Source organism: Candidatus Syntrophosphaera sp. (assembly GCA_019429425.1).
Taxonomy (GTDB): domain Bacteria; phylum Cloacimonadota; class Cloacimonadia; order Cloacimonadales; family Cloacimonadaceae; genus Syntrophosphaera.
The window spans coordinates 1-18829 of record JAHYIU010000050.1 but is presented as its reverse complement, the minus strand read 5'-3'; the positions used below and the strand labels follow the sequence as shown (position 1 = coordinate 18829).

Here is an 18829-nt window from a genome sequence, read left to right as displayed (position 1 = left end):
TGGTAATCCCGTCCGGATCGTCGTGGCCAAAGATCACCAGGGGCTCGTTCCTGAACATTGCCTTGCTGACGCGGTCGGCGGCCTTTTCGATGTTGGCCAGCAACCCCTCCTCCGGTAGGGAACTGATATCGGCCATCAGGTCAGCCTCAGAAACCCCCCTTTTTTGGGATATCTGCTGGAGCAGACTGTTGGGATCCGAATCCGAATATGGTCCTACCATGCCCTGATATCCTCCTTTTGGGGAATATCCCGCGGCGCGGTGCGGTTCGGGGCTTTGCTGAGAATGTCGAAACCCGTGAAACCGAACATCAGCAGGAAGGAGCTATCGGCCAGATGGTTCTGCTCCAGGTCACCCCGCTTTATGTATTGGAAGCCCGTATCAATGCGGTTCACGTCGCCTTTGAGGGGAATGGTGATTCCCAGGCTGAGGGCCAGCTCGTCAACTTCGTTGGCGTTGACCCTGAAAGGCAGCCGACGATAGGATATTCCAGCGCGCAGCGGGATCTGCAGGAAGAAGTTGCCATCGTAATCCGCCTTGGGCTCCCAGGCTGCGCCCAGCCCCACTTTCCAGCCATCCTCATATTCCTGGCCCACATCCTCTTTCCAGGTTTCGTAGTGGATGTCGCTGGCTATTTTGACGTACCGGAAGGGCAGGGTCGTGACGCTGAACGCATAGTGCGAGGGCAATTTATAATCATAATCGATTTGGTTGGTCCCGTGGATGGTAGTATGGACCGTTTCGCCGCTAAGCTTGGCAGCCGGGCTGTAGCTTGCCCCGAAGGCGAGCTTGTCGTAATGCCTCAAATATCCCAGCGTCAAGCCCGGATTCTTATAGCTTCGGGCCAGCTCCTCCCGGGCATTGAAACTTCCGAATCCCGCGTCCTGGCTGAAGCTGCGCACATCGTGGCCGAAATAGTAGTTTCCGCTGATGCCGAAGTTGTTCCTACCCAGGCTCACGCTGTAGATCAGGTCTATTTTATACAGATAGCGGTCCATCTCTTGTTTTTCCAGGATCACCGTGCTGTCCGGCAAAATCGTTTCCCGCTGGTTGGCAACCACCCCGGAGGCGAAGGAATTGAACTGGAATCCCAAGCGATGTTTCTTCAGCGGGATGCTCAGGCTGAAATGCGGCAAATCCAGGGAATTGTCGACATAGCTGCTTTGAGAGTCTTCATCGTCCCTGGATTCATAGGCGTTGTAACCCATCAGGATCCCCGTGGAGAAGAGGCTGCGGTTGGAAAGATTGTGCAGAGCGGGGTTGCCGTAGCCGGTGTTGTTGCGGAAAATGTCGCTGGCTCCGGTATCGCCCATGCCCAGGCTGTAAATGTCTTTTCCGTAATATCGGAAGGGATATCCGTCGTAGGAAAAGATCGAATTTCCCGCAGACAGGGCCATGGCCATGACTGCAAGGGTGAGTAAGATCAGGTTTTTTTTCATTCAATCAGCTCTTTATCTTTTTGTCCTTGGTGGCAGTGCCTTTTCCAGCCTTGCCTGGTTTTCCCGGCTTCCCGGATTTGTGGCTTGCCTTGTGGTGTTGGGGTTTCACCGGATCGGGCGGCACGCGGAAAAACCGGAAGGCGTTCTCGAATGAGCGCTCCGCCACTTCGAGAGGCGTGATCCCGCGGATCTCGGCTATCTTTTCCGCCACGAGGTGCAGATACAATGGGCTGTTGCGCTTGCCGCGATGCGGATGGGGCGGCAGGTACGGGCAATCGGTCTCGATCATGAACTGTTCCAGCGGCATCATCCGGATCACGTCCTCCAGATTGGAATTGGCGTAGGTCACCGTGCCGGTGAAAGAGATCAGCCAGCCTTCGTCAAGGACCTGCTGGGCAAAGATGATGTCCCCGGAAAAACAATGGAAGACCACGGCTTTTGCGTTGGCTTGCTTCAGGGTCTTGTAGCATTCCTGATGCGCGTCGCGGTTGTGGACCACGATCGGAAGGTCATAATCCACCGCCAGGAGGACCTGGTTTCTGAACACCTCGCGCTGCACGGGGAAGGGGGAGAGGTTGCGGAAAAAATCCAGCCCGATCTCGCCGATGGCCAGAACGTTTTTTTCCCGGGCCAGGCGTTTGACCAGTTCCGCGTCAAAATCTGTGGCGTCATGGGGATGGAAGCCCACGGTGGAAAAGATGTGCAGGTGCTTCTTGGCCAGTTCCAGGGAATTCAGCGAAGTTTCCTTGTTGAATCCGATGTTAATGATATACTCGACGCCGTGGTTGAAACAATCCTGGATCAGGGTTTCACGGTCTGGGTCAAAATCCGGCAGATCGAGATGGGCATGCGTTTCAAAGAGTCTCATTTATGGCACTTTATCCCTAATTTAGATTTAAAACAAGAAAAACGCAGGTGGAGTTTCTTGTCAATTGAAAAGAATCCATTCCGAACCTCACCGCAGGAATATCCATCTGATCCTGGCGCATGCCTGGTAGCGGTGCAGAACTTGCAGGCAGGATGCTCGACCCAGGCCCTTCGCCATATTCATTGCCCCAATTGCGCGGATCCGCGAGATCCTGATAAATTCATCTCCACATCCCCCCAATCGGGGTCTTCCATCTTCAACCCACATCCAGCCTGCGTTCGCCGTACACACTCCGAACAATGTTGGGGATGTGTAGGGCGAATGTTAAACTGGCGCAGGGTCTGGACCTGAGGCCGGTTGTGGGCATGGCCGTAGCGCGCATTGGTTGGGGCAGGTGCTGGCCGGGGCAAGATATGGCTTGCCAAAAATATCAAAATGCAATATCTTGTTTAAATGATGATTCGTCAAGATAGGAGGAATGATGATCAAGAAGGGAATTCTGCTGGTGGCACTGCTGTTGATGGGAGCTCTGCTTCTTGCCCAGGAGGAGTTTGCTGCTGAAGGTCAGTTTTCCAAGCCACGCTTTGAGAAGCGGGAGGCTTTTTTGGTGATGGGGTTGGAGACCAAAGAGGTCCAGGAAGAGGAAGCCTACATGAAACACTGGATGAGCTTCTTCGAGATCCAGGAAAAGATCCCGGAGCCTGTGGGGAATTGCATCTATGGGATCACCTATCACGGCGGGGGCTTTGATCCCCAGACCGGGAAAGGCAATGTCTACTTTGTGGGGATGGAGGTCAGAGAGGCCGTCGAGCTTCCTGAAGTCCTGCACCTGCACAAGGTACCCCCAGGATATTACGCCGTTTTTGAGCACCGCGGCGACATCCAAAACGTCAGCAAGGCCTATGAATACATATTTGGCCAATGGGTCTTTGAGAGCGGCAATAAACCCGCGCCGCAAGACATGTTCGAGCGCTACGACGAACGTTTTGATCCCGGCTCCAAAGATTCCGTGGTCGAGATCTGGATCCCGATAGTTCCCCGGCCGGAATACCAACCGGAAATCGAGCAGGAGCTGAACCTGGACCCGACACCCAAAAGCACGCCCGAGCCTTGGACGGAGAACATGCCCAAGGAGCAGTGAAGAGAAGAAGCTGATCTTGAAGACCCGATTCAACTAAAACTCCCGGCCGCGGGTGAGAGTCCTGTGGTCTTTTGTGTCTTATGCTTTCCGGCATATTTCTTGCACTGGGGGCTTTTTGTTTGCGATGCTCTGGTTTTTGGAGGCTGGGGCCTGGATACATAAGCCTGATAATCAAACCTGCGGGGGCCAGGCCGCCTTTGGGAGTGGGTTTGAATCTAAAGCCATTGACAAAATCCGGGCTTTGAAAAGACTTGCGCAAAAAACAGCCGGGATGATAAGAACTTCATGAGGAAATACATAGTCTCGATCGTGGGACGTCCGAACGTGGGCAAGTCCACTCTGTTCAACCGATTGTGCCGCAAGCGGATGGCCATCGTGGACGCGGAATCCGGGATCACCCGCGACCGTAAGTACGAGGACGTGGATTGGAACGGCAAGGTGTTCAAGCTTGTCGACACCGGCGGGATCATCTTTGACAGCGCCGAGACGATGGACAAGATGATCCGCCACCAGGCCCTGCTGGCGATCGACGAATCCGACCTCATCATCTTCATGGTGGACGCTCAAACAGGCACCACGGACATTGACCTGGCCATTGCCAAGATCCTCTATCCGCACAGGGACAAGGTGATGCTGGCTGCCAACAAGGCGGACAACGACAAATTTGAATGGGAACTCTATGATTTCCTCCAGCTTGGCTTTGGCGATCCCTTTCCGATCTCCGCCCTGCAGGGAAGAAACACAGCGAATTTCCTGGATGAAGTGCTCTCCCTGATCCCGGAAACCCAGGACGCCGAGTATGACACCAAGCCGCCCCAGACCAGGATAGCCGTGGTTGGCAAGCCCAACGTGGGCAAATCCTCGATCGTCAACCTGCTTTTGGGAGAAGAGAAACAGATCGTAACCCCCACCCCTGGAACGACCCGCGACGCCGTGGACAGCGTTTTCCGCTACTATGGCAAGGACTACATCCTGGTCGACACGGCCGGATTGCGGCGCAAGACCAAGGTCAAATACGGCGTTGAATACTACAGCGTGATGCGCACCATCGACGCGGTGGACAGAAGCGACGTGGTGATCCTGGTCTTGACCTCGGATGAGGACATCTCCGAGCAGGACGTCAAGATCGCTTCCTACGCCAAGCGCCGGATGAAAGAGATCCTCGTGGTCTTCAATAAATGGGACCTGGTGGAAAAGGAAACCGGAACGACCGGGAAATTCATCGCCGAATTGCTCCGCCAGATGCCTTTCCTGCAATTCGCGCCGATCCAGTTCATCTCGGCCAAGACCGGCCAGCGCATCAACCGGTTGATGGAAACGGTGGTCAAGATCGAGGAGGAGAGCGAAAGGCGGATCTCCACCAGCGAACTCAACCGCTTCATGGAAAAGGTGGTTGAGCACCGTCCCCCCACCAGCCACAGCGGAAAACACGTTAAGATCTTCTATATCACCCAGGCCGCGGTCAAGCCTCCCACCTTTGTCTTTTTCTGCAACCAGCCCGCCCTGGTGAGTGAAAACTACCGGCGCTTCCTGCACAATCAGATCCGGGAAATGTTTGGCTTCGAAGGGGTTGGCATCAAACTCATCTTCAAGGGAAGAAAGGAAGGCGAGGTCGAATTATGAGCTTTGGCATGCTTTGGGCAATCCTGTGCGTTGCCGCCTATTTGATCGGCAGCATCCCCTTTGGCTATCTGGCGGGGAAACTCCTGCACAGCAAAGACATACGTGAGGGAGGAAGCGGCAACATCGGCGCGACCAACGCCCTGCGGCTGTATGGCCTGAAAACCGCGCTCCCTGTGCTCATTCTGGATATTCTCAAAGGTTTTGCCGTGGCCTGGCTGCTGTATAAGGTTGTGGGGGTTCAGCCCCTGTCTCCCTTCGTTCATTCCTTGCCTCTGCTGATGGTGATCCTGGGCCATATGTTCCCTGTTTTTCTGGGATTCAAGGGGGGTAAAGGGGTCGCCACCGCCGCGGGGGTCTATCTCTATCTCATACCGCTCCCCTTGCTGCTGGTTCTGCTGGTGTTCATCGTTCTGACTGCCCTGACCCGCTATGTGTCCGTGGGTTCGATCGGGGCGGCATTATCGCTGTTATTGGTCCACAGCATCCACAATCTGCGGACCGGAGATCCCATGGGATTTCCCTGGCTCACCTTGGTGGTGGTGGCCTTGATCATCTTCAAGCATCAGCAAAACATCAAACGTTTGCTGGAAAAAAGGGAAAACAAACTCAGCTTCAAAAGCAAGGTGCAAGCCTGATGTGCGGCATCATTGGCGTTTTCGGCAGTCCTGATTCAGCCCGGATAGCGGCCCTGGGGATGTTCGCGGAGCAGCATCGTGGCCAGGAAAGCTGTGGCATGGCCGTTAGCGACGGCAGGGTGATCCATCTGCACAAAAGCATGGGCCTGGTGAAGGAAGTTTTCACCGACGAAGTGCTCAATACGCTGCCTGGAAAGATCGCGATCGGGCACGTCCGCTATCCCACCAAGGGGACCGCAACCCGCTTCAACACCCAGCCGCACATGGTGGAAACCCTGTTTGGGCCTTCCCATGCCCTGGCCAGCAACGGGGATCTGGTCAATTACGCGCAAATGCGCGAACTTCTGGAGCAGAAGAACGTCTATTTCAACAGCGACAACGACGGCGAACTGCTGGTCAAATACCTGGCCTGGCAAATATCCCAGGGGCACGCGATCCTGGACGCCATCCGGATGCTGATGGGCGAGATCAAAGGCGCCTATTCCTGCGTGTTCTGCACCCGGGACGAGCTGTACATGTTCCGCGATCCGCTGAGCATCCGACCCATGGTTTGGGGAAAAACGGCGGACGGGACAGTGGTTGTGGCCTCGGAAAGCTGCGCCCTGGACACCCTGGACGTCTCGGAACGCAGCGAAGTTCCCCCGGCGGGGATAATCCGGGTCAACGCGGAGGGCATCACGGTCCTGGAGAACGATCCCAACCTCTATCGCCAGCAATCCCACAATAGTTATTGCGTTTTTGAGCACATCTATTTCTCGCGGCCGGACAGCTTTCATTTCGGCGAAAACGTCTTCGCGGTGCGGGAAAAGATCGGAGCTCTCCTGGCCCGCGAGGATGCCGGCCTGGAAGCCGATTGCGTGGTCCCGGTGCCCGATTCTTCCAATTTCATGGCTGTCGGCTATGCCGCAGCCAAAGGGCTGCCCCTTTCTTTGGGATTGATCCGCAACCACTACATCGGCAGAACCTTCATCAAACCCGAGCAGACCATCCGCGACGAGAGCGTGCGCCAGAAATTCAACGCCCTGCCCAATTTCTTTGAGGGCAAAAGTGTGGTGTTGGTGGATGATTCCATCGTGCGCGGAACCACGATCCGCAAGATCGTCAAGATGATCAAGGCCGCCGGGGCGGAGCAGATCCATCTGCGCATCGGCTCTCCGCAGGTACGCTTTTCCTGCTATTACGGGATCGACACCCCCCATCGCGAGGAGCTGGTCGCCAATCGTTTTTCCCTTGATGAGATCCGCGAGCGGACGGGCGTGGACAGCCTCAAGCATCTGAAGATCGCCAGCCTGCGCGAGTGCCTGCAAAAACCCGGGGAATATTGCTATGCCTGCTTTGACGGGAATTACCCGCTGGAGAAAACATGATCAGAGAACTGCTGGATAAATTCAGGGACAAGAAAGTGCTGGTGCTGGGCGACGTGATGCTGGACCAGTATCTGTGGGGCCGCGTGGAGCGCATTTCGCCGGAAGCGCCGGTGCCCATTTTGGAAGTTTGCAACGAGGAATTCCGGCTGGGCGGGGCCGCCAATGCCGCCCTGAACGTCCGTTCCCTGGGCGCGGAGGCCATTTTGGTGGGGATAACCGGCGAGGACCAGGCAGCTTCCAATCTGCGCAAGCTTATGGCAGAGAGCCAGATCAGCAGCGATGGCCTGATCGCTGGCCCCTCACGCAAAACCACTCTCAAGACCAGGATCGGCGCCGTGAATCAACAGATAGTCCGCATCGACCACGAATCGCAGGAAGAGATCGGCGCTAAGGCCGTCAGTGATCTCAAAGCCAGGCTGGAGATTCTGCTGCCCGGCTGCCAGGCCCTGATCATCGAGGACTATAACAAAGGCCTGATGACCAGCGAAGTGATCGGCTTTGTCCTGAAACTCGCCGCCAGGCAGGGCATTCCTGTGGCCGTGGATCCCAAATACCGGAATTTCCTCGCCTACCAAGGCGTGGACATCTTCAAGCCCAATTTCAGGGAATTGCAGACCGTGAAAGGGGAGGCGTTTGAGGGCGACGAAGCTTTTTTTACTGCTGCCAGGGAGTTGAGAACTCAACTGGAGGTGAAAAACCTGATCGTCACCAAAGGCAGCCTGGGCATGTACATTTTTGACGGGGACGGGCAGCCCCTGCATCTGCCCACCGCGGCCAGAGAGGTTTATGACGTTTCCGGCGCGGGGGACACCGTGATCAGCGCTTTGACCCTGGCCTACATCTCTGGTGCGGACATCCGCCTGGCCGCTCAGGTGGCCAATCACGCTGCCGGAGTCGCCTGCGGGATCATGGGCACGGCCTGTGTCAGCCCGGAACAGCTATTGGCGAGCTATAATGAGCAAAGATAAGATCAGGACCCGGGAACAGATCGCCAGCCTGAGCGAATGCTTGCGCGAGCAAGGCAATAAGCTCGTTTTCACCAACGGCTGCTTCGATATCCTGCACGCGGGCCACACCCAGTATCTGGAGGACGCCAAAGCCCTCGGCGATATCCTGATCGTTGGCCTGAACAGCGACGCCAGCGTCCGCAGGCTCAAGGGAGCAAATCGCCCCATCGTTCCAGAAACGGAGCGCGCATTGGTCCTGGCAGCCCTGGAAAGCGTGGACTATGTGGTGTTGTTCGAGGATGACACTCCCTGGGAGTTGATTAACTTGGTCCGCCCTCATGTTTTGGTGAAAGGCGGTGACTGGACAGCTTCTGATATCGTCGGCTCGGACATCGTGCTTGCCTCAGGGGGCGAAGTGCTCAGCCTGCCTTTCAGGGCGGGGCTTTCCACCACAAACATCATCGCCCGGATCGCAGATCTGGCATTTCCCAAAACCCGCTGAGGTTCATATGGAAGAACAGCAACAGACAGATATTGGCACTGTGGTGGAAGTGAAGGGAAACCGCGTCAGGGTGGAACTGGTGCGCGGCGCGGGCTGCAAATCCTGCTCGCTGCGGGGCATGTGCTTTGGCCGGAACACTCCCGCCGTTTTTGACATGGAGACCGAGCTGGACCTCTCCATCGGAGACAAGGTGCAGTTGGAGATAGCCCCGGGAACCCGGGTGCTGTCGGCTGTTTTGGTTTTTGGGCTGCCCTTGGCCTTCCTGTTCGCGGCCTTCATGCTTGCGAGGGCCTGGCTGTCTGAGTTGGCCTCGATCGGGATTGCTTTCGCCGCCACGGCGATTAGTTTTTTTATTATCAGATACATCGACCGCCAGATCGGCGGCAAATTGCAGGTGCGGATTGGAGGTAAATTATGATCATCCGTCTCAACGATATGGTTTTCTACGGTTTTCACGGCGTGCACGACGAGGAACGCAAGCTCGGCCAGCGTTTCATCGTTACGGTGCATATGCACACGGACCCCAGCATCGATCCCCAGATCAAACATCTCGAGGATACGGTGGATTACACCAAGGTCTACGCGGAGATCAAGCACATTCTGGAGACCCGCCAGTTTTACATTCTGGAAGACTGCGCCAATCTGATCGCTGACAAGCTGCTGGCGGATTTCCCCCTGATCCAGCAACTGACCGTCTGCATCCAGAAACCCTCAGTGGCCATCCAGGGCATCCTCAGATCGGTGGAAGTGGAATTGACGAGGAGTCGCGGATGATTGCCTATCTCAGCCTGGGTGCCAATATGTACAAGCCTCGCCATCAGGTGCAGAAAGCCGTCCAGCTGCTTTCTGCCGATCCCAAGATCCGCGTCCTGCGCAAATCCTCCCTGGTCCGCACCGAAGCCTACGGAAATGAGGACCAGCCTGATTTTCGCAACCAGGTCGTGGAGATCGAAACCAGATACAACCCGCAGGACCTGCTGCAGAAGCTGCAGAGCCTGGAAAATGAGATGGGGCGCATCCGCAAGGAGAAATGGGGCCCCCGGGTGATCGACCTGGACATACTTTTTTACGAGGACCTGGTGCTGGATTCCAAAGCGCTGACCCTGCCGCATAAGGACCTCCACAACCGCCGCTTCATCCTGGAACTGCTGGAAGAGCTTGTTCCGGACATGGTCCATCCCAATCTGCATAAAAGCATATCCCAGCTCAAACAGGAGCTCGAGGAACGGGAGGGATCGCAATGACGCGCCTGTCAGCCATCGTGCTCGCCGCGGGCAAGGGAACGAGGATGAGATCATCCCGGGCCAAGGTGACTTTTCCCATTGCCGGCAAATCCATGGTCCAGCGGGTCGTGGACAGCGCCATAAAGATGGATTGTTCCAGGATCTACGTGGTCGTGGGCTATCAGAAGGAGAGCGTGGCCGGCTGCCTGGGCGAGGACAAGCGCCTCGAGTTTGTGGAACAAGCCGAACAATTGGGCACAGGACATGCCGTGATGATGGCCGAGCCTGTGTTTGAGGACCTGGATCAGGACGTTTTGATCCTCTGCGGGGATGTCCCCTTGCTGAGCCATACCACCCTGCAGAAGATGTATCAGGAGCACAAAGCCAGCGGGGCTGTCTGTACCGTGCTCACCGCCTGGCTGGATGACGCGGGCAAATATGGCAGGATATTGCGGGATTCCGCCAATCAGCTTACCGGCATCGTCGAATTCAAGGACGCGACCGAAACCCAGCTCGCGATCCAGGAATGGAACACCGGAATCTACTGCTTTTCCGCGCGGGAGCTCTTTGCCTCGCTGCGCCAGATCTCCAACGCCAATCAGCAGCAGGAGTACTATCTCACTGATGTGATCTCGATTTTACACCAACAGGGTAAAAAGATCTCAACCGTGGTGCTGGAGAACCTGATCGAGGTGGCGGGCGTGAATTCCCAGGAACAATTGGCCGAGCTCGAGGACCTTTTCCTGTCCAGCATCCGCAAACACTGGCTCAACAACGGCGTGGTGATCCACAATCCCGCCACGGTCCATATCGGCGACGAGGTTGTCCTGGAACCGGATGTGGAGATCGGGCAAAACTGCATCCTGCGGGGCAAGAGCACGGTCCAGGAAGGCGCGTTCCTTGGCCCCAACTGCCTGGTTGAGGAAAGCTTCATCAGCGACAACGGCATCCTGGAGGGCTACAACGTCCTGGTGAATGCCCACATCCCCGAGGCCCACATCGTGGAATATGGCGAAATGGTGATCGAAGAAAGCAGCTATGACTGACCAATATCTTTATTCACCCTGGCGCCTGGATTACATTCAGGGCGAAAAACCGGCTGACTGCATCCTCTGCCGCGTTCGCGATCCCGGGGACGATGAGGCGAACCTGATCCTCTGCCGCACCCGGCACTGCTACGCGATGCTGAACCGCTTTCCCTACAACAACGGCCACATCATGCTGGTCCCCAATGAACACCTGAAAAACCTGGGCGATCTTCCCGCCGCGGTTTTGGACGATCTGGCCCGCTTGGTCCAGCTCAGCGAAACGGTGCTGCAAAGGGCCTACAACTGCGAGGGGATCAATGTCGGCCTCAATCTGGGCAAAGCCGCCGGAGCGGGGATAGACGAGCATCTCCATGTGCACATGGTGCCCCGCTGGACGGGGGATTGCAACTTCATGAGCGTGGTCGGGGGCAAGAGGGTGATCCCCGAAGCATTTGAGCTGAGCTTCAAGCGTCTGCGGCAGGAATATGACAAGCTGCTGCGAGGCAAGGAGTAACGCATTAAGTTTGACAGCAAAGCACGCTGCAAATAATTGGTCTCCAAACCGCGGATGGCCGCTGCTGATCATCCTGGTCCTGGCGCTGGCCTTGCTTGTATTCGTCTATCTGCGTTTTCTGGCCCCGCACCTGGGCTCGCAGGAGTATGACGAGAAAAACCTGCCGGCGATCAAGGTGATGGTCAAGAATGGCTGCGGTTATGAGAAACTGGCCTCAGATTACGCCAACCATATCAGGTACAAGAACATCGATGTGGTGGGCTTGGGGGATATGCCCCATCCCATCTACAACAAGTCCCTGATCGAGGTGAAACAGGATGACCGCCAGGACCTGCAGCGTTTACAGAAGATGACCGGGATCCAGCGCTTTGTTTTGGCGGAGGATCCGGGAAGTGAAGCTCCGTTCGTGATCATTGTCGGAGCTGATTATGAAGATTTCATGAAGAAATGACAGGGAGGATATTTGGCCGACAAAGTCAAGCTTGAAGCCATTTTGAACTGGCTCGCCGACAAGAAGGCGGAAAACATCAGCGTCTACGACGTGGGAAAGAGCAGCGCCTACACGGATTACATCGTGGTCTGCGAAGGCTCAGCCAACCTGCATAACATCGCCATTGCCAACCACTTGCTGGACATGGCCAAGGAGCATAAGGTCCATGTCATCGGCAAGGCCGGTATGGAATACGGGCAGTGGATCCTGGTGGATATCGGCGATGTGATCGTGCATGTCTTTCTGCCGGAAAAACGGGAGTATTACAAGATCGATCAGTTTTTTGCCGATCTGGCAGCCCGCCAGCCGGAAGAGAAAAGCCAATGATCAAGCACATTCTGAACGATAATCTGATCATGGCCCTGGACCAATTGGGCTTCACCCACAAACGCGACTTCACCGTGGAGGTCCCCAACAACCCGGACTTCGGGGATTACTCCACCAACGCCGCCATGGTGCTCGCCAAGGAGAACAAGCTGGCGCCCAAGAGCCTGGCGGAAAAGCTGATCAAGGCGCTCAGGAAGAACAAATTCTACAAGAGCGTGGAGTTCGCCAATCCGGGCTTCATCAATTTCCGCCTCTCGGTCTCGCTTTTCCAGAAGATGCTGTGGGACGTCCACAAGCTGGGTTCCGACTTTGGCAATTCGGAGTTTGGCCAGGCCGAGAAAGTGCTGCTGGAATTCGTGAGCGCCAATCCCACCGGGCCTCTGAACATCGTCAGCGCCAGGGCCGCGGCCTTTGGCGACACCCTCTACCGGGTGATGAAAAAGGTCGGCTTCGAACCGGCGCGGGAATTTTATATCAATGACGCCGGCAACCAGGTGGATATCCTGGCCGAGAGCCTGGAATTGCGGCTGCGCGAGATCCACGGCGAAAACATCGGGGAATTTCCCTATGAGGCCTACCACGGCGAGTATGTGACCCATCTGGCCCATAAGCTCAACGCGGCCGAGGGCGTCCGGGTCTTCATGATGCCGGAAAAGGAGCGCAACGAGCGCCTGAAAGATTTTGCCCTGAATGAGCTGCTGGAAATGCAGCGCCTGAGTCTGGAGCGCTTTGACGTCACCTTTGAAGGCTGGGTCTCGGAAAAGACCCTGCGCGGCGAAGGGGTGGTCGAGGAAGTGCTCAGTTACCTCACCGAGGCTGACTGCACCTACGAAAAAGAGGATGCCGTCTGGTTCGCTTCCACCAAATACGGCGACGACAAAGACCGCGTCCTGATGAAGAGCGACGGCTCCATCACCTATTTCGTGCCGGACCTCGCCTATCACCTCACCAAGATCCAGCGCGGCTACACCAAGCTGATCGACGTCTTTGGCCCCGACCATCATGGCTACGTGCCCCGCCTCAAGGCCGCTTTCCGCGCCCTGAACTATGATGAGGGCATGCTGGAGATCATTTTCCTGCAACAGGTGAACCTGTTTGAGAGTGGCGAGAGGGTCAAGATGAGCAAGCGCGCGGGCAAGATCGTGACCATGGACGACCTGATCAGCCTCGTGGGCAAGGACGCCGCCCGCTATTTCTTCATTGCCCGGAAGGCCAACGCCCATCTCAATTTCGACCTGGAGCTCGCCCTCCAGCAGAACAATGAGAACCCAGTCTACTACTGCCAATACGCCCATGCCCGCATCTGCAGCATCCTGAAGAAGGCCAAGAAGGACAAGCTCTATCCCCGCCTATTCAAAAAGGAGCTCTGCCATAAACTGAACAAACCCGATGAACTGGCTTTGATCCAGAAGATGACCGACCTCCCGGAGCTTCTGGAGCTGATCGCCCAGCATCGCGAACCGCACCGCCTTGCCACCTACACCGAGGAACTCTGCGGCCTGTTCCACCGCTTCTACAACAAGTATCAGGTGGTCAGCCCCAAAAACAAGGACCTTTCCCAGGCCCGCCTGCTGCTGATCGAAACCGTGAAAAACACCCTTGCCATCTGCCTGGACCTGATGGGGATCAGCGCTCCGGAAAAGATGTGAGGCCCCGCCCGTCAAGATGAGCGATATCCGCAAGATGACGAACGCAGACCTGCCCGACGTGCTCAGGATCGAAAACCTCTGTTTCAGCACGCCCTGGCCAGAAGAGGCCTTTGAGCTCACTCCCTTCACGGATGCCTGGGTGACCTGCATCGAAAGCCTTTTGCGGGGCTACATCATGTATCATACCGTGCTGGACGAGAGCGTTATCATCAATTTTGCCATCGACCCAGCCTGCCAGCGCCAGGGCCTGGGCACCCAGTTGCTCGGCCACACTCTGGAAGAGATGGCCGGACGCAGCGTGCGCAACTTCTATCTGGACGTCCGCGTATCCAATATCGCGGCGCAGAACCTCTATCACAAATTCGGCTTCCTGCCCCTGGGATTTCGCAAGAACTACTATTCCGCTCCGGAGGAGGATTCCGTGGTCATGGTCAAACACGCATAAATGGACGGTGAATTGAAAGACTACGATTTTCTCGTCATTGGCAGCGGCATTGCCGGCCTGATCTACGCCCTGCAGGTTTCGCGCCTGGGCAGGGTGGCGATCGTCACCAAGAGCGGCCTTCACGACTGCAGCACGGATTACGCCCAGGGCGGGATCGCGGCCGTGCTCGACGCCCAGGATTCCTTTGAGAAGCACTGCGAGGACACCTTCGCCGCCGGAGCTGATCTGGGCAAGAAAGAGGTCATCAAACACATCATTGCCGAAGGGCCCCGGCTGATCCAATACCTGATCGACCTCGGCACCGATTTCACCCTCCAGGATGAGAGCTACGACAACCGCCTGGAAAATCTTTCCCTGACCCTGGAAGGCGGCCACACCCACCGCCGCGTGGCCTATGCCGCCGATTCCACGGGCCATCAGATCATGGTTTCCTTGATCGAAAGCTGCCGCGCGAATCCCAACATCGAGATCTTTGAAAACATGATCGCCATCGACCTGATCACCCAGCACCACATCATGCAGGACACGGGTTTCAGACCCGGGATCTCCTGCTGGGGCGCCTACGTGATGGACGAATCCACCCATGAGGTGCACATTTTCCGCGCCAGAAAGACCATGATGGGCACCGGCGGTGCAGCCCGGATCTATGCCCACAACACCAATCCCGCGGTTTCGACTGGTGACGGGATGGCCATGGCCAGGCTGGCCGGGGCCCGGTTGGCGAACATGGAGTTTGTCCAGTTCCATCCCACCGCTTTCTGGAGCCCGGGCGGGGAGACCTTCCTGATCAGCGAGGCCGTGCGCGGCGAGGGAGCGGTATTGCGCCTCACCGATGGCACCGCCTTCATGGAAAACTACCATCCGAAGGGAAATCTGGCTCCCAGGGACATCGTTTCCCGGGCTATCGACGCCGAGCTCAAAAAGCGGGGCGAAAAATTCTGCTACCTCGATGCCACGGCGATCCCTTCCGACAAGCTGCGCAAGCATTTTCCCTTCATCGACGCCAAGCTGCGCGAGCAGGGGATAGATTTCACCAAAGATCCGATCCCCGTTGCCCCGGCAGCCCATTATTTCTGCGGCGGGGTGCTTTCCACCATCGACGGGATAACGGACATCCACAACCTCTTTGCCGCCGGGGAAGTGGCCTGCAGCGGTCTGCACGGGGCGAACCGCCTGGCCTCGAACTCGCTTTTGGAGGCCCTGGTTATAGCCTGGAACGCTGGCAACCACCCCTCCAACCGCGATGAGGTGGCCTTCCCCGAAATTCCGCCCTGGAAGCAGAGGGAGGAATTCAATGAGAACGAATGGGTGGTGATCTCCCACAACCGCGAGATCATCGGCATGATCATGGATGGCTATGTCGGCATCCGCCGCTCCCGCCGCCTGCTCAAATACGCCCTCTCCCGGATCGAGAACATCTACAACGAAGTAAACAATTTTTATCAGCACAACGCCGTCCGCCGCGAAGTGGTCGAAACCCGCAACCTGGCGATCATTGCCATAGCCGTGATCCGCAGCGCCCTGATGCGCAGGGAAAGCCGCGGCGCCCACTATCTGATCGACGCTCCCGAGCGCAACGACGAACTCTTTCTGATCGACACGATCCTCTAAAGGCGCATATGAAAGGACTTTTCATCACATTCGAAGGCATCGAGGGCAGCGGCAAGAGCACCCAGATGCGCCTGTTGGCGGATCTACTGGCCGGCCGGGATCTGCCTGTATTGCTCACCCGCGAGCCGGGTGGCCCGCCCATCGCGGAAAAGATCCGGGCTATCCTTCTGGATACGGAGCACGGCGCCATGCTGCCTGAAACCGAGCTGCTGCTCTATTCCGCCAGCCGGGTCCAGCACACCGGGGAATGGATCCTGCCCGCCATGAAGGAAGGAAAGATCGTCCTTTGCGACCGCTATTACGATTCCACCTTCGCCTATCAGGGCGCCGCCCGTTTCCAGGACCTGGAATTCATCCGCCTGCTCACCGAATTTGCCACTTTCCGCACCGTCCCGGACCTCACTTTTCTTCTCGACCTGCCCGTTGAACAAGGCTTGGCGCGCATAACCGGGCGCCAACTCGACCGCCTCGAGCAGGAAAACGTGTCCTTTCACGAGCGGGTGCGCCAGCAATATCTGGAGCTGGCCCGGATCCATGCCTCGCGTTATATTGTCCTGGATGGCACCCTTTCCAAGGGAGAGGTCCATCAAGCCATAGCCAACCATGTTTTATCCCAGTTAGGAGTTCCCAGTGAATGATAAAAAACAAAAGACCACTCTGATCACCATCGCCGCAGTGTGGCTGCTGTCCGCCGTCATGCTTTTCAGCGCCACCACCGTTTTTGCCCAGAACCAAAGCCAGGGCAGCGATCTCTATTCCCAGCTCGGCCTCTTCAGCGAGGTCCTCAACAAACTCAAGCAAAACTACGTGACCGAGCTCAACGACGAAGAGCTGATCAAAGCCGCCATCGTCGGTATGCTCGGTTCCACGGACCCCCACACCACCTATTTCACCAAGGCCGAATTCGACGATTTCACCACCTCCACCAAGGGTTCCTTTGGCGGGTTGGGGATCCAGATCGACAAGATCGGGGATTACGTCACAGTGATCTCGCCCATCGAGGGAACTCCGGCATACAGGATGGGGATCACGGCCGGCGACAGGATCATCAAGGTCAACGACACCAGCATCGTGGGCGTCACCACGGACGAAGCGATCAAGCAGATGCGCGGCGAGGTCGGCACCACCGTCATCATCACGATCAGCCGCCCCGGAGTGTCCAAGCCCCTCGAATTCAAGATCACCCGCGAGACCATCAAGATCAGGAGCGTGCCCTACAGCTTCAAGCTCACCAACGGCACCGGCTACATCCGGATCAGCCAGTTCAGCGAAAACACCGCCCAAGACCTGCGTGCCGCCCTTTCCAGCCTCGAGGCCGAGGGCATCACCAGCCTGATCATCGACCTGCGCTGGAATCCCGGCGGCTTGCTCGACCAGGCTGTGGACACCGTCAACGAATTCATCGGACCCGGCAAGCTGGTCGTGGAAACCAAGGGCAGGGTCAATTCCGCCAACCGCCAGCATTTCACCCGGATGAACACCAAAACCCGCGATTACCCGATCATCGTGCTGGTGAACGAAGCCTCGGCCAGCGCTTCGGAGATCTTTGCCGGCTCGCTCCAGGATTGGGACAAGGGCCTCGTGCTGGGTAAAACCACCTTCGGGAAAGGCAGCGTCCAGCAGCTTTTGCCCCTGATCAACGGCAACGGGATCAAGATCACCACAGCCTATTACTACATCAAATCCGGCCGCTGCATCCACAAGAAGATCAACGACCGCATCCTGCTCGGCCAGCAGGTCTCCGATGACGACAAAGCCGCCGAGGAGGAGCTCAACCTCAAGCAGATCTATTACACCGTCAACAACCGCGAGGTCTATGGCGGAGGCGGCATCACCCCCGATATCGAGACCGCTTCCGACCTCCTCACCAATTTCGCCATGGAACTGCGCCGCGGCAACAATTTCTTCAATTTCGCGGTGGAATACATGGTGGAACACGACCATATCCTGGATAAAAACATCGTGATCGATGACGGCCTGATGGCCCGCTTCCTCGGCTACATTCGGTCCAAGGACATCTCCTACACCCCTGCCGACCTGGACAGCACGGACACCTATATCCGCACCGTCCTCAAAAGCGAGCTGGTCCGCAGCGCCTATGGCGATCAGGAGGCCTACAAGGTCACCATCGCCCTGGACAAGCAGCTCCAGCACGCCATCGACCTCCTCAACCGCTTCAAGACGATGGACGCCCTCTTCATCCATGCCGCGGAGGAAAACAAGAAGAATTGAAGGATTTGCCTTTCTCCGGAGTATCTATTATGGATAAAGAAAGGTTCAAGAATACCGGGAGCGGAAACGCGCTCCCTGCCGATGAACAAACATATGCAGAAAAAGGAGCAAGCACATGAAGCGCGCGATTATCATTCTGGCCCTGCTGGCCTTTGGAGCCAGCGTCTATGCCCATCCGGCGGCCGATTTGGAAGCCACCTACTCCGTTCAGAACAAGACCCTGAACATATCTTTCACCCATAGCGTCAAAGACCCCGCCGACCATTTCATCCAGGGAGTCGAGGTCCGGCTGAACGACGTCATGATCATCTCCCAGGTCTGCAGCGCCCAGGATACCGCCACCGGCGGCAGCTTCGTCTACAGGATCCCCAACCTCAAAAAGAACGACACCATCCGGGTGACACTCATCTGCAACAAGACCGGTAAAAAGTCTGCCACGATGGTCCTCAAGTAACCTTTTTCCAACCCAACACACACCCATCAACATACCCCCCCCTGACGGGTGGCCGGCTCAGATCGGCCACCCTTTTTCTCCTTTGCCAGCCCATCCTCCAAATCTGTGTGAGGAAAAAAGGGCAAGAGGGGAAAAGGGCAAAAGAGGAGGCTGCGCCTTGTCCCACCCTTTCACCCTTCCACGTTTTTTAAATGGCTCTCTTTCAAATCAAGACCGTTGAATAATACAAACAAAGCCAGGTTTTTGTCATCCCGGGCGCCGGGGTCCTCGCCGCACAACTTGTTGGGTGGTGGGGTGGTTGACCCGGGATCCAGTTTTTTTGATTGTGAAAAGTGT

Annotated in this window: 21 protein-coding genes; 19 read left to right on the top strand and 2 right to left on the bottom strand. The window is 56.7% G+C overall.

What is annotated here, in order from left to right; translation table 11 throughout:
- Positions 1-213: 213 nt before the first annotated feature.
- Together K0B87_06405 and K0B87_06400 are read right to left on the bottom strand one after the other, a co-directional pair.
- On the bottom strand, positions 214-1437 hold the full coding sequence (locus K0B87_06405; GenBank protein ID MBW6514370.1) for a hypothetical protein: 1224 nt from the start codon (positions 1435-1437) through the stop codon (positions 214-216).
- A gap of 4 nt (positions 1438-1441) precedes the next feature.
- A complete protein-coding gene (locus K0B87_06400) occupies positions 1442-2305 on the bottom strand; it encodes a TatD family hydrolase (protein ID MBW6514369.1) in 864 nt (287 codons plus the stop codon).
- 481 nt (positions 2306-2786) lie between these two features.
- On the opposite strand from K0B87_06400, the gene K0B87_06395 reads away from it, so the two are divergent.
- The 19 genes from K0B87_06395 (at position 2787) to K0B87_06305 (ending at position 18493) form a co-directional block, all read left to right on the top strand.
- The gene (locus K0B87_06395; GenBank protein ID MBW6514368.1) at positions 2787-3446 is read left to right on the top strand and encodes a GyrI-like domain-containing protein; all 660 of its coding nucleotides are present in this window, start codon (positions 2787-2789) and stop codon (positions 3444-3446) included.
- 285 nt (positions 3447-3731) lie between these two features.
- The gene (der, locus tag K0B87_06390; protein MBW6514367.1) at positions 3732-5069 is read left to right on the top strand and encodes a ribosome biogenesis GTPase Der; all 1338 of its coding nucleotides are present in this window, start codon (positions 3732-3734) and stop codon (positions 5067-5069) included.
- On the top strand, positions 5066-5704 hold the full coding sequence (gene plsY / locus K0B87_06385) for a glycerol-3-phosphate 1-O-acyltransferase PlsY (protein MBW6514366.1): 639 nt from the start codon (positions 5066-5068) through the stop codon (positions 5702-5704). The genes der and plsY overlap by 4 nt, the downstream gene beginning before the upstream one ends.
- Positions 5704-7071 carry an amidophosphoribosyltransferase gene (gene purF, locus K0B87_06380; protein MBW6514365.1) on the top strand — a complete coding sequence of 456 codons (1368 nt, stop codon included), beginning with the start codon at positions 5704-5706 and terminating at the stop codon, positions 7069-7071. Before plsY ends, purF begins: the two co-directional genes overlap by 1 nt.
- Entirely contained in the window at positions 7068-8039 is a 972-nt protein-coding gene (gene rfaE1, locus K0B87_06375; GenBank protein MBW6514364.1) for a D-glycero-beta-D-manno-heptose-7-phosphate kinase, read from the top strand. Before purF ends, rfaE1 begins: the two co-directional genes overlap by 4 nt.
- Positions 8026-8520 carry a D-glycero-beta-D-manno-heptose 1-phosphate adenylyltransferase gene (gene rfaE2 / locus K0B87_06370; protein MBW6514363.1) on the top strand — a complete coding sequence of 165 codons (495 nt, stop codon included), beginning with the start codon at positions 8026-8028 and terminating at the stop codon, positions 8518-8520. The genes rfaE1 and rfaE2 overlap by 14 nt, the downstream gene beginning before the upstream one ends.
- Before the next feature lie 7 nt (positions 8521-8527).
- A complete protein-coding gene (locus K0B87_06365; protein ID MBW6514362.1) occupies positions 8528-8938 on the top strand; it encodes a SoxR reducing system RseC family protein in 411 nt (136 codons plus the stop codon).
- A complete protein-coding gene (gene folB / locus K0B87_06360) occupies positions 8935-9294 on the top strand; it encodes a dihydroneopterin aldolase (protein MBW6514361.1) in 360 nt (119 codons plus the stop codon). Before K0B87_06365 ends, folB begins: the two co-directional genes overlap by 4 nt.
- Positions 9291-9764 (top strand): 2-amino-4-hydroxy-6-hydroxymethyldihydropteridine diphosphokinase, encoded by a 474-nt coding sequence (folK, locus tag K0B87_06355; GenBank protein MBW6514360.1) that lies wholly within the window; start codon positions 9291-9293, stop codon positions 9762-9764. The genes folB and folK overlap by 4 nt, the downstream gene beginning before the upstream one ends.
- Positions 9761-10789, top strand: a complete 1029-nt coding sequence (locus K0B87_06350; protein ID MBW6514359.1) for an NTP transferase domain-containing protein — start codon at positions 9761-9763, stop codon at positions 10787-10789. Before folK ends, K0B87_06350 begins: the two co-directional genes overlap by 4 nt.
- Positions 10782-11285, top strand: coding sequence for an HIT domain-containing protein (locus K0B87_06345; GenBank protein ID MBW6514358.1), 504 nt, complete (start codon positions 10782-10784; stop codon positions 11283-11285). The genes K0B87_06350 and K0B87_06345 overlap by 8 nt, the downstream gene beginning before the upstream one ends.
- A gap of 10 nt (positions 11286-11295) precedes the next feature.
- Positions 11296-11736 (top strand): LytR C-terminal domain-containing protein, encoded by a 441-nt coding sequence (locus K0B87_06340; protein ID MBW6514357.1) that lies wholly within the window; start codon positions 11296-11298, stop codon positions 11734-11736.
- Between the two features lie 12 nt (positions 11737-11748).
- Positions 11749-12102, top strand: coding sequence for a ribosome silencing factor (rsfS, locus tag K0B87_06335; protein ID MBW6514356.1), 354 nt, complete (start codon positions 11749-11751; stop codon positions 12100-12102).
- A complete protein-coding gene (gene argS / locus K0B87_06330; protein MBW6514355.1) occupies positions 12099-13751 on the top strand; it encodes an arginine--tRNA ligase in 1653 nt (550 codons plus the stop codon). Before rsfS ends, argS begins: the two co-directional genes overlap by 4 nt.
- A gap of 16 nt (positions 13752-13767) precedes the next feature.
- A complete protein-coding gene (gene rimI, locus K0B87_06325; GenBank protein ID MBW6514354.1) occupies positions 13768-14196 on the top strand; it encodes a ribosomal protein S18-alanine N-acetyltransferase in 429 nt (142 codons plus the stop codon).
- Entirely contained in the window at positions 14197-15807 is a 1611-nt protein-coding gene (gene nadB / locus K0B87_06320; GenBank protein MBW6514353.1) for an L-aspartate oxidase, read from the top strand. It abuts the gene before it with no gap.
- An 8-nt stretch (positions 15808-15815) separates the two neighbouring features.
- Positions 15816-16445, top strand: coding sequence for a dTMP kinase (gene tmk, locus K0B87_06315; GenBank protein MBW6514352.1), 630 nt, complete (start codon positions 15816-15818; stop codon positions 16443-16445).
- Positions 16438-18039, top strand: a complete 1602-nt coding sequence (locus K0B87_06310; protein ID MBW6514351.1) for a S41 family peptidase — start codon at positions 16438-16440, stop codon at positions 18037-18039. Before tmk ends, K0B87_06310 begins: the two co-directional genes overlap by 8 nt.
- Before the next feature lie 115 nt (positions 18040-18154).
- Positions 18155-18493: a hypothetical protein gene (locus tag K0B87_06305; GenBank protein ID MBW6514350.1), complete on the top strand. Its 339-nt coding sequence runs from the start codon at positions 18155-18157 to the stop codon at positions 18491-18493.
- Positions 18494-18829 lie beyond the last annotated feature (336 nt).